This window comes from Microbacterium sp. K27 (assembly GCF_004794435.1).
Lineage (GTDB): Bacteria > Actinomycetota > Actinomycetes > Actinomycetales > Microbacteriaceae > Microbacterium > Microbacterium maritypicum_A.
The window spans coordinates 1-10930 of record NZ_SSDK01000013.1 but is presented as its reverse complement, the minus strand read 5'-3'; the positions used below and the strand labels follow the sequence as shown (position 1 = coordinate 10930).

At 68.9% G+C, this 10930-nt stretch carries 10 protein-coding genes and 1 pseudogene; all 11 read left to right on the top strand.

Going from position 1 to position 10930, the window contains the following annotated elements:
• Positions 1-1137, top strand: a pseudogene (locus DW307_RS00175) (primosomal protein); the annotation flags it as partial.
• The gene (locus DW307_RS00170; RefSeq protein WP_029264865.1) at positions 1137-2174 is read left to right on the top strand and encodes an HAD-IIA family hydrolase; all 1038 of its coding nucleotides are present in this window, start codon (positions 1137-1139) and stop codon (positions 2172-2174) included. The pseudogene DW307_RS00175 and the gene DW307_RS00170, both read left to right, overlap by 1 nt.
• 52 nt (positions 2175-2226) lie before the next feature.
• Complete coding sequence (locus DW307_RS18005) at positions 2227-2403, top strand: hypothetical protein (protein ID WP_021201744.1); 177 nt, start codon at positions 2227-2229, stop codon at positions 2401-2403.
• Positions 2400-3197 carry a TlyA family RNA methyltransferase gene (locus DW307_RS00165; protein WP_136023622.1) on the top strand — a complete coding sequence of 266 codons (798 nt, stop codon included), beginning with the start codon at positions 2400-2402 and terminating at the stop codon, positions 3195-3197. Before DW307_RS18005 ends, DW307_RS00165 begins: the two co-directional genes overlap by 4 nt.
• Complete coding sequence (locus DW307_RS00160; RefSeq protein ID WP_136023621.1) at positions 3194-4114, top strand: NAD kinase; 921 nt, start codon at positions 3194-3196, stop codon at positions 4112-4114. Before DW307_RS00165 ends, DW307_RS00160 begins: the two co-directional genes overlap by 4 nt.
• The gene (gene recN / locus DW307_RS00155) at positions 4111-5802 is read left to right on the top strand and encodes a DNA repair protein RecN (RefSeq protein ID WP_136023620.1); all 1692 of its coding nucleotides are present in this window, start codon (positions 4111-4113) and stop codon (positions 5800-5802) included. The genes DW307_RS00160 and recN overlap by 4 nt, the downstream gene beginning before the upstream one ends.
• A gap of 17 nt (positions 5803-5819) precedes the next feature.
• Positions 5820-7514, top strand: coding sequence for a CTP synthase (locus tag DW307_RS00150; RefSeq protein WP_029258974.1), 1695 nt, complete (start codon positions 5820-5822; stop codon positions 7512-7514).
• A 19-nt stretch (positions 7515-7533) separates the two neighbouring features.
• Positions 7534-8115: an NUDIX domain-containing protein gene (locus tag DW307_RS00145; RefSeq protein ID WP_029264870.1), complete on the top strand. Its 582-nt coding sequence runs from the start codon at positions 7534-7536 to the stop codon at positions 8113-8115.
• A gap of 2 nt (positions 8116-8117) precedes the next feature.
• Entirely contained in the window at positions 8118-9020 is a 903-nt protein-coding gene (gene xerD, locus DW307_RS00140) for a site-specific tyrosine recombinase XerD (protein ID WP_021199273.1), read from the top strand.
• 153 nt (positions 9021-9173) lie between these two features.
• Positions 9174-10007 carry a ParA family protein gene (locus DW307_RS00135; RefSeq protein ID WP_168441067.1) on the top strand — a complete coding sequence of 278 codons (834 nt, stop codon included), beginning with the start codon at positions 9174-9176 and terminating at the stop codon, positions 10005-10007.
• Positions 9991-10848 carry a segregation and condensation protein A gene (locus DW307_RS00130; RefSeq protein ID WP_021199275.1) on the top strand — a complete coding sequence of 286 codons (858 nt, stop codon included), beginning with the start codon at positions 9991-9993 and terminating at the stop codon, positions 10846-10848. The genes DW307_RS00135 and DW307_RS00130 overlap by 17 nt, the downstream gene beginning before the upstream one ends.
• The last annotated feature ends 82 nt before the right edge of the window (positions 10849-10930 follow it).

Sequence of the window (10930 nt, the reverse complement as noted above, 5' to 3'; positions counted from 1 at the left end):
CGTGAAGGTGGCGGCTACAACCGTGACGGTGGCGCCCCGCGCCGTGACGGTGCTGCTCCTCGTCGCGAGGGCGGCTATAACCGTGACGGTGGCGCGCCGCGTCGCGACGGTGCTGCTCCCCGTCGTGAGGGTGGCGGCTACAACCGCGACGGTGGCGCCCCGCGTCGCGAAGGCGGCGACCGCGATCGTTCACGTTCATTCCCGCAGCGCGGGGGAGCGGGGCGAGAGCGTCCGGCTCTGGCGACGAACGAGCGTCCGCGGTTCGATGAGCCGCAGATCCCCGACGACGTCACGGCTCGCGACCTCAACGGCGCAGCGCGTAATGAGCTCAAGACGCTGAGCAAGGAGAACGCCGAACACGTCGCCCGTCACCTGGCGATGGCCTCTCGTCTCATCGACGAGGACCCGGCGCTTGCCCACGAGCACGCGCTGGCCGCATCGCGCCGCGCTGGCCGCATCGCGATCGTCCGTGAGACCCTCGGCATCACCGCCTACGCGACGGAAGACTTCGCCCTGGCGCTCCGCGAACTGCGGACCTACCGTCGTATCTCCGGCAAGGACGATCAGATCGCTCTGATGGTCGACAGCGAGCGCGGAATCGGTCGCTCCGATCGTGCGCTCGAGACCGGACGCGCCGTCGATCGTTCTGCGCTCGAGACTCCGGTCCGGGTCGCGCTTGCGATCGCGATGTCCGGTGCCCGTCTCGACCAGGGCGATCTCGAACTCGCACTCGGCGAGCTGGAGATCCCGGAGCTCGATCCCGATCGGGCCTTCGAATGGAGCCCGGCGCTGTTCGCCGCCCGCGCTGCCGTGCTCGAAGACCTCGGGCGCACCGAGGAGGCGGAGTTCTGGGCGCACCGCGCCGAAGTCGCCGCTGAGGTGCTAGGGGTCGATGAGGCCGGCGACGAGGAGATCTTCATCGAAGACAGCCTCATCGAGGGAGAGTTCCCCGACGAGGATGACGATGATTCCGCGGCGGATACGCGCCTGGAGGCAGATGACGCGGATCGGGAAGAGCCAGCGTCCGATGCGTCTGCCGACGTCGACGAAGCCGCAATCGTCGCTGAGGAACCGACCGTCGAAGACGAGGTGCGCGAGCTCCTCGGCGAGGACGACGAGTCGGAACCGGAGGCGTAGTGGCGCTGTTCTCTCGGAAGCGATCGCCTCGCACTCCGCTTGACGGAGTCGATACCGTACTCGCCGACCTCGACGGTGTGGTGTACGCCGGCCCCGGGGCCCTGCCCTACGCGGTGGACAGCCTCAACGAGGCGGCGAAGTCGGCTCGACTCGGCTACATCACGAACAACGCGGCACGCACGGATGCCTCGGTCGCAGCGCACCTGAGCAGTCTCGGGCTGCGCGTCCAGGCATCCGACGTGGTCACGAGCCCGCAGGCGGCGATGAGGCTGATGGCTCAGATCGTGCCCGCCCCGGCAACGATCCTGGTCATCGGCGGTGACGGCCTCGTCGACGAGGTGCAGAAAGCCGGGTACACAGTCACGCGGAGCGCGGAGGATGCGCCGAGCGCCGTCGTGCAGGGGTTCGCTCCGGAGGTCGCGTGGACGGATCTCGCTGAGGCGGCCTTCGCTCTCAAGCTTCCCGAGGACGAAGGCGGCATCCCGTGGATCGCCACCAACACCGACTGGACGATCCCCCGTGAGCGGGGAGTGGCGCCCGGCAACGGGACGCTCGTCTCCGCCGTGCACACGGCGATCGGCAGGCTCGCCACCGTCGCGGGGAAGCCGGAGGAGCCGATCTTCCAGGAGGCCCTTGCACGCTTCGGCGCGAAGAAGGCCCTCTTCATCGGGGACCGTCTCGACACCGACATCATGGGGGCGAGCAGGGTCGGCATCGAATCGGTCCTGGTGCTCACCGGCATTGACCGCCCGAAGCATGTGCTGGCCGCCCCGGAGGGCTCGCGTCCCACCTACATCCTCGGCGACCTGCGCGAACTGCATGCCCCGTATCCCGAGGTGACCGAGCAGGACGGCGTCTTCCGCGTGAACGGTGCGGCGGTGCGGGTTTCGGGCGCCGACGTCGAGATCGTGGCGGATTCCGGTGAGCAGATCGACCTGCTGCGCGCGGGAGCCGCCGCCATCTGGGCATCCGGCACCCCCGTGTTCGTGCTGAGGGTTCCGGAGCGCCTCTACGACGACCCGTTCCACCGTCCCTGACGGTGCTCGCGTGGCGCCCTTCCGCGTCGGACGGGCCGCGTACAGTAGAACCGTGACCGATGAGACGACGAGCGCGCCGACCGATGGCCTGTGGAGTCGACTGCGTCTGATCGAGGGGCAGCCGCTGCCGGCGAGGGCCGACGCGTATTCGGCCCTCCACGACGAGCTCTCCCGTCGCCTCGAGAGCGGCGCGAAGCTCGAGCAGCGGGAGACCTCGGGATCCCGATGACGCGACTCGACGCTGCCCTCGCCGCCCGAGGACTCGCCCGTTCGCGCACCCACGCGGCCACTCTCATCTCGGAGGGCCTCGTCAGCGTCGACGGGCGACCTGTCGTGAAGGCCTCCACTGCGGTCGACGATGCGGCGGAGATCACCATCGCCGGTGCAGACCACTACGTCGGACGTGCCGCGCACAAGCTCATCGCGGGCCTCGACGGCTTCGCGATACCGGTCGAGGGGCGGCTGGCACTCGACATGGGCGCATCCACCGGCGGCTTCACCCAGGTGCTCCGTGAGCGGGGAGCACGTGAGGTGCTCGCGGTCGACGTCGGGCATGGACAACTCGCCGCGTCGATCGCCGCTGATCCCGGAGTCGTGTCCGTCGAGGGCTACAACGTCCGATACATGACACGGGAGAACCTCGCCGAGGCGACGGGCGAGGTCGCAGCCCCCGATCTGGTCGTGGGTGACCTCTCGTTCATCTCTCTCGAACTCGTGTTGCCGGCCGTCGCCGCGGTGGTCGCATCGGAGTCCGACGTCCTGCTTCTCGTGAAGCCGCAGTTCGAGGTCGGACGCACCGCCGTCCGTGGGGGACTGGTCACCGACCCCGCAACACGCGCCGACGCCGTGGCGCGCACCGTGTGGAGCGCGTGGGACGTGGGGTTCGGAATGCTCGGCATCCTTCCCTCCCCGATCCTCGGAACCCACGGCAACGCCGAGTATCTCGTGCACCTCGCACCGGGTCGAGGCAGCAATCCGACAGAATGGCTGGACAGCATCAACCGACTGGCAGGAGGACGATGAACGAGCGCAGCATCCTGGTCGTCGCTCACGCGGGCCGTGTGGACACCGTCGACGCCGCTCGGCGGGTGGTCGACGCGCTTCGGGAGGCCGGAGCGCGACCGGTCCTGGCCGCCGACGATCACGAGGCCCTCGTGGCCGTGGATCCTTTCTTCGCCGACATCGCCGTACTCGGCATCTCCGTCGATCCGGCCGACCTCGAACTGGCGATCGTGCTGGGTGGGGATGGGACGATTCTGCGCGCAGCGGAACTCGTACGCGACAGCGGGGCTCCGGTGCTCGGCATCAACATGGGGCATGTCGGCTTCCTCGCGGAGATCGACCGAGACGACATGGACAAAGCCGTACGTCGTGTGATCGACCGCGACTACGAGGTCGAGGAACGGCTCGCCCTGTCCGTGCGTGTGAAGGATGTCGACGGCACGGTCGTCTATGAGACGTGGGCCCTCAACGAGGCCACGGTCGAGAAGGCCAGTCGTGAGCGGATGATCGAGATCGTTCTCGAGATCGACGGCCGGCCGTTGTCGAGTTTCGGATGCGACGGCATGGTGATCTCCACCCCGACCGGCTCGACGGCCTACAACTTCTCCGCCGGGGGACCGGTGATCTGGCCGAGTGTCGAGGCGATCGCGGTGGTGCCGCTGTCGGCGCATGCCCTGTTCGCCAAGCCGCTCGTGGTGAGCCCCGATGCCTCGGTGGCGATCGAGATGCTCGAACGCACGGACGGCTCGGGCATCCTCTGGTGCGATGGCCGCCGCTCGCACGACCTGCCGCCGGGCGCACGCGTGGTGGTGCGCCGCTCTTCGCGTCCCGTGCGGCTGGCTCGCCTGCACCCCACGGCATTCACCGACCGACTCGTGCGCAAGTTCCAGCTTCCCGTCGAAGGGTGGCGCGGACAGGCGCCGGGGGCGACGTCATGATCGAGGAGATGCGGATGCAGGGGCTCGGCGTCATCGCCGATGCCGTGCTGCCGCTGGGTCCCGGATTCACCGCCGTCACCGGCGAGACCGGCGCCGGAAAGACCATGGTCGTCACCGGGCTCGGACTGCTGCTGGGCCAGCGCGCCGACTCCGGAGCCGTGCGTGCGGGCGCGGCGCAGGCATCGGTCGCGGGCGTCTGGATCGTCCCCGAGAGCGGAACCGTCGCCGAGATCGTCGCCGAGGCCGGTGGCGAGCTGGAGCCTGTCGGTGCTGGCAGCGCGGAACTCTACGTGTCTCGCACGCTCAGTTCGGAAGGGCGCAGCCGTGCCAGTGTCGGTGGGCGCGCGGCCCCCGCGGGTGTGCTCTCCTCGCTCGCGGACGAGCTCGTGGTCGTGCACGGCCAGTCCGAGCAGCTGCGACTGCGTTCGGCCGTCGCGCAGCGTGATGCGCTCGATCGTTTCGGTGGGGCCCCGATCGCTGAGGCCGTGGACGAATACGCCCGGGCCTTCGCACGCTGGCGGACACTCGACGCCGAGATATCCGAGATCACCGAGAACCGTGACCGTCGCGCCGAAGAGGCGTCGCGGCTGCGAGAAGCCCTCGCGCTGATCGAGGCGACGGCTCCGGAGCCGGGGGAGGACCAGGAGCTCACCGCGCGTGCCGAACGTCTCGCGAACGCCGAGGAGCTGCGTCTCGCGGCCTCGCTCGCGCACGGCGCGCTCTCGAGCGAAGAGGGCGAACCTGATGCCTCGGCTCTCGTCGCGGAGGCGCGTCGAGTACTCGAACGCGCTGCCGACGTGAAGTTGACCGAGATCAGCGAGAGCCTCGCCGACATCGGCTATCGGATCGCCGACACCGCAGGCCTTCTCTCCGCCTATCTCGCCGATCTCGACGAGACGGGTCCGCACGAGCTCGCCGCTGTCGAGGAACGCCGCGCTGCGCTGGGCACCCTGATCCGTGCACACGGCTCGCTCGACGAGGCGCTGACCGTCTGGCAGACCGGATCCGCTCGGTTGGCCGAACTCGATGACGACGGCGATCGGATCGAACGACTGATCGCCGAGCGTGATGCGGCACGGGTCGAACTCGACGCCCACGCCGAGGCGCTGACGGCGGCGCGCGCAGAGGCGGCTTCTCGTCTCGGTGCTGCCGTGACGGAAGAACTGCGTGCGCTCGCGATGCCGGACGCGCGCCTCGAGGTCTCGGTCTCCGAGGGCGCCGAGAGCGCCCACGGCCGGGACGACGTCGCGATCCTCCTCGCCCCCCATCCGGGAGCCGAGCCGCGCTCGGTCTCGAAGGGAGCCTCCGGCGGAGAGCTGTCGCGAGTGATGCTGGCGATCGAAGTGGTGATCGCCGCGACCGATCCGGTTCCGACGTTCGTCTTCGACGAGGTCGACGCCGGCATCGGCGGTGCCGCGGCGATCGAGGTCGGTCGGCGACTCGCCCGACTCGCCGAGAAGTCGCAGGTGATCGCGGTGACGCACCTCGCGCAGGTCGCGGCCTTCGCGAACAACCATCTGTCGGTCGTGAAGGCCAATGATGGTGCGGTCACGGCCTCCAGCGTGCGCCGTCTGGAAGGGGAGGAACGGGAAGCCGAGATGGCTCGTCTGCTGTCCGGACTCGCCGATTCCGACGCCGCCCTGACCCACGCCCGCGAACTTCTCAGCCTCCGCGTCCCCACCTCCTGATAGGATCGAAGCCCGTGATGAACTCTTCTTCTGCGGGACCCAAGAACGACACGACCAAGCACATCTTCGTGACTGGTGGTGTCGTTTCGTCTTTGGGTAAGGGGCTGACGGCAGCCAGCCTCGGAAACCTCCTCACGGCCCGCGGTCTGCGCGTCGTGATGCAGAAGCTCGACCCGTACCTGAACGTCGATCCGGGAACGATGAACCCGTTCCAGCACGGTGAGGTGTTCGTGACGGACGACGGCGCCGAGACCGATCTCGACATCGGACACTACGAGCGCTTCCTCGACATCAACCTGTCCGAGGCGGCCAACGTCACCACGGGTCAGATCTACTCGCAGGTGATCGCGCGAGAGCGCCGCGGCGAGTACCTCGGAGACACGGTCCAGGTGATCCCGCACATCACCGACGAGATCAAGCGCCGCATGCGCCTGCAGGCCTCGGAAGACCCGCGCCCCGACGTGATCATCACCGAGGTGGGCGGCACAGTCGGCGACATCGAGTCGCAGCCGTTCCTCGAGTCCGCGCGCCAGCTTCGTCACGAGCTCGGACGCGACAGCGTGTTCTTCGTGCACGTATCGCTCGTCCCGTTCATGGGCGCGTCGGGGGAGCAGAAGACCAAGCCGACGCAGCACTCCGTCGCGGCGCTCCGCCAGGTCGGCATCCAGCCCGATGCCCTGGTGCTCCGCAGCGACCGTCCGGTCAGCGTGAGCAACCGCAACAAGATCGCTCTCATGTGCGACGTCGACGTCGAAGGCGTCATCAACACCGTCGACCTGCCGAGCATCTACGACATCCCCTCGACGCTGAACGAGCAGGGGCTCGACTCGTACATCGTGCGACGGCTGGGCCTGGACCAGAAGGCGGCCGACGTCGACTGGACCCGCTGGAACAAGGTGCTGCACGCGGTGCACAACCCCAAGCACGAGGTGACGATCGGTCTGGTCGGCAAGTACATCGACCTGCCCGACGCGTACCTCTCGGTGACCGAGGCGCTCAAGGCCGGCGGTTTCGCGCAGGAGACCAAGGTCAACATCCGCTGGATCCCCTCCGATCTCTGCGAGACGCCGGAAGGCGCGCAGGAGCAGCTGGCACAGCTCGACGGCATCTGCGTGCCCGGCGGCTTCGGCATCCGTGGCATCGAGGGCAAGCTCGGCGCGCTGAAGTTCGCGCGCGAGCAGGGCATCCCGACGCTCGGCCTGTGTCTCGGTCTGCAGTGCATGGTCATCGAGTACGCGCGTGACGTCGCCGGCATCGTCGGGGCCTCGTCCAGCGAGTTCGACCCGGAGACCGCAGAACCGGTCATCGCGACGATGGCCGAGCAGGTCGACATCCTCGACGGTGGCGACCTCGGCGGCACCATGCGCCTCGGTCTGTACCAGGCGGCCCTGGCGGAAGGCTCGCTCGCCCGTGAGCTCTACGGCGCCCCCGAGGCCTCCGAGCGTCACCGCCACCGCTACGAGGTGAACAACGCCTACCGTGACCGTCTCTCCGAGGCGGGGCTGGTGTTCTCCGGACTCAACCCGGAGCTCGACCTCGTCGAGTACGTCGAGCTGCCCCGCGACGTGCACCCGTACTACATCGCCACCCAGGCGCACCCGGAACTGCGTTCGCGTCCGACCGCCCCGCACCCGCTGTTCCGCGGGCTGGTGGGCGCGGCGATCGATCGGCACCGCGCGAGCGAGCTGTTCGACGTCAGCGCGGACGACTGAATCGAGCAATCGAGCGATGATGACGGAGTCGACGGAGAGCCTCCGGGACGAGACCTTCGAGCCGGAGGTTCTCGAGAGCGACCTCGTCTATCGCGGCAGGGTCTGGGACGTGCGCTCTGACCGCGTGCGCTATGGCGACGGCGAGATCGTGCGGCAGTACGTCGCCCACACCGGCGCGGTGGCGATCGTCGCCCTCGACGAACAGGGGCGGGTGCTGCTGATCCAGCAGTACCGCCACCCGATCCGCCATCGTGATTGGGAGCTCCCGGCCGGACTGCTCGATGTGGAGGGCGAAGAGCCTCTCGAGGCCGCCCGGCGTGAGCTCGCCGAGGAGGCCGACCTGGTCGCCGTCCACTGGGAGCCACTGGTCTCCTCGTGGACGACGCCCGGTGGGAACGACGAGATCATCCACGTGTTCCTCGCGACCGGCGTCCGACCGTCCGGTGCGCCGCACGATCGCGAGGACGAGGAAGCGGATATCCGGGTGGAGTGGGTGTCGCTGGCCGATGCGGTCTCTGCGGTCATGGAGGGTCGGATGCGCAATGGGATCCTCGCGATCGGCGTGCTGGCGGCCTCGCAGAGGTTGCGCGACCGGGGCTGAGGATGCAGCTCGAGCGCGCCCTCGACGCCTACCTGCGTCATGTCACGATCGAGCGTGGTCTGAGCGCGCACACGATCGCGGCCTACCGGCGCGACCTCGAGGGATACCGGGAGTGGTTGGTCGCCGAGGGGATCGACGACACCGGCGAGGTGACGCCGGCGACGATCGACCGGTTCATCGCGGAACGGGCCTCCGCGGAGCCGCCACCCGCGTCGACGAGCCTCGCACGCTTGCAGTCGTCGGTGCGGGGATGGCACCGCTTCCTCGCACGAGAGGGCATAGAGGCCGACGACCCGAGTGGCCGGCTCCGCCCGCCGAAGGCGCCGCGACGGCTGCCCAAAGCCCTCACGATCGAACAGGTCGAGCGTCTGCTCGCCGCGCCGTCTCCCGAGGCGCCGCTCGGCATCCGTGATCGCGCTCTGCTCGAGCTTCTCTATGCGACCGGTGCGCGCGTGTCCGAGGCGATCGACCTCGATGTGGACGACCTGGCGCACGGCGATGTGCTGCGGCTGCGGGGGAAGGGATCCAAGGAACGCATCGTTCCGCTGGGTTCCTACGCGCGCGCCGCCGTGGACACGTATCTGACCCGTGTGCGCCCCGCCCTCGCCGCCAAGGGTCGCGCCTCGGCCCGGCTCTTCCTCGGGGCGCGAGGCGCCCCGCTCTCCCGCCAGAGCGCGTGGCTCGTCATCCGCGCGGCAGCCGAGAGCGCCCAGATCACCGTGGACGTATCGCCGCACACGCTGCGGCACTCGTTCGCGACGCATCTCCTGCAAGGGGGTGCCGACGTGCGTGTCGTGCAGGAACTGCTCGGCCACTCCTCGGTCGCGACGACGCAGATCTACACGCACGTCTCGGTCGACGCCCTTCGCGACATCTACGCGACGTCGCACCCGCGCGCCCGGTGACCTCGCGGCGCCGGGCTGGCGTCTGCCGCGTGCCGAGGCAGCTGAGCGGGGGCCCGGCCGGTACAATCGACCAAGCACGACGGAGCAGGAGAACGGGTGGCTGAGAAAGTGGCGAAGTCCAGGGCGAAGGCGCAGAAGGCCGACGAGACCCCCATGGGACCCACCGGCCGCCCCTATCACGGGTTCCCGATCCCGGAGCCGCTGAAGTCGCACGGCCCGGCACGCATCATCGCGCTGTGCAACCAGAAGGGCGGCGTCGGCAAGACGACGACCTCGATCAACCTCGCCGCTTCCCTCGCGGAGTACGGCCGGAAGGTCCTCGCCGTCGACTTCGACCCGCAGGGTGCCCTGTCGGCCGGCCTCGGCATCCCGACGCACGATGTGCCGACGATCTACGACCTGCTGCTGGACACCAAGCGCGACGCGCACGATGCGATCGTGCACTCGAGCGTCGAGGGTCTCGACGTCATGCCGGCCAACATCGACCTCTCTGCCGCAGAGGTCCACCTCGTCAACGAGGTCGCGCGCGAGACGATCCTCGCACGGGTCCTGCGCCAGGTGGCGGGGGAGTACGACGTCATCCTCATCGACTGCCAGCCGTCGCTCGGCATCCTCACCGTGAACGCGCTGACCGCGGCGCACGGCGTGATCATCCCTCTCGAGTGCGAGTTCTTCGCCCTGCGCGGTGTGGCGCTGCTGATCGAGACGATCGACAAGGTCCGCGACCGGCTGAACCCGTCGATCACGATGGACGGCCTGTTGGCGACGATGTACGACCCGCGCACGCTGCACTCCCGCGAAGTTCTGGAGCGGGTCGTCGAGGCATTCGGCGACGATGTGCTGGAGACCGTGATCGGCCGCACCGTGAAGTTCCCCGACGCGTCGGTCTCGGGCGTGCCCATCACCGAGTTCGCCCCCGAGCACGCCGCCGCTCAGGCGTACTTGCGGCTGGCGCGGGAGCTGGTCGCCCGTGGCGCCGTCGCCTAGCGAGGGGCCTGTCGACGCAACGCTCGAGGAGAGCGCGGGCGATGCCGCGGCCACAGACACGGCAGGCTTCCGGGTATCGCTGTCGAACTTCGACGGCCCCTTCGACCTGCTGCTGAATCTCATCTCGAAACATGAGATGGACATCACCGAGGTGTCGTTGAGCGCGGTCACGAACGAATTCATCGCGTATCTGGGGGAACTCGACGACGATGAGGACCTCGACCAGGCCTCTGAGTTCCTGGTCGTGGCCGCGACCCTGCTCGACATGAAGGTGGCGGGACTCCTGCCGCAGGGCGAGCTGGTGGATGCCGAGGCGGTGGCCCTTCTCGAGGCGCGTGACCTCCTGTTCGCCCGCCTGCTGCAGTACCGGGCCTTCAAGGAGGTCTCGACGTGGTTCGCTCGCTGCCTGCAGCGCGAGGATCGCCGACACGTCCGTGCCGTTCCCCTCGAGGAGAAGCACCGGCGGCAGACTCCGGAGCTCGTCTGGTCGCTGAGCGCCGACGACTTCGCCGCGCTCGCGCTGCTGGCGTTCGCACCCAAGGAGATCCCGCACGTCGGGCTCGACCATCTGCACGCACCGCTGGTCAGCATCCGTGAGCAGGCGGCGATCGTCGTGACACTGTTGCGTGGGACCGAGTCGGTGAGCTTCCGTGAGCTCGTCGCGGGCGTCACGGAGCCGGGCATCGTCGTCGCGCGCTTCATCTCGGTGCTGGAGCTCTATCGGCACGCGGCGCTGTCCTTCGAACAACTGGAACCGCTCGGCGAGCTGACGCTCCGCTGGGCCGCCGACTCCTGGTCGGACGAGACGCTGGCGACCCTGGGAGCCGATTATGACCGATGACGTGACGGAGACCGACGCTGTGACGGGGACCGACGCTGTGACGGGGACCGACGCTGTGACGGAGACCGACGCTGTGGCGGGG

Bases quoted from the DNA above. Each gene is read 5' to 3' on its own strand.
- DW307_RS00165 (WP_136023622.1), top strand. From the start codon at position 2,400: ATGACGCGACTCGACGCTGCCCTCGCCGCCCGAGGACTCGCCCGTTCG.
- DW307_RS00160 (WP_136023621.1), top strand. From the start codon at position 3,194: ATGAACGAGCGCAGCATCCTGGTCGTCGCTCACGCGGGCCGTGTGGAC.
- recN (WP_136023620.1), top strand. From the start codon at position 4,111: ATGATCGAGGAGATGCGGATGCAGGGGCTCGGCGTCATCGCCGATGCC.
- DW307_RS00150 (WP_029258974.1), top strand. From the start codon at position 5,820: ATGAACTCTTCTTCTGCGGGACCCAAGAACGACACGACCAAGCACATC.
- DW307_RS00145 (WP_029264870.1), top strand. From the start codon at position 7,534: ATGACGGAGTCGACGGAGAGCCTCCGGGACGAGACCTTCGAGCCGGAG.
- xerD (WP_021199273.1), top strand. From the start codon at position 8,118: ATGCAGCTCGAGCGCGCCCTCGACGCCTACCTGCGTCATGTCACGATC.
- DW307_RS00135 (WP_168441067.1), top strand. From the start codon at position 9,174: ATGGGACCCACCGGCCGCCCCTATCACGGGTTCCCGATCCCGGAGCCG.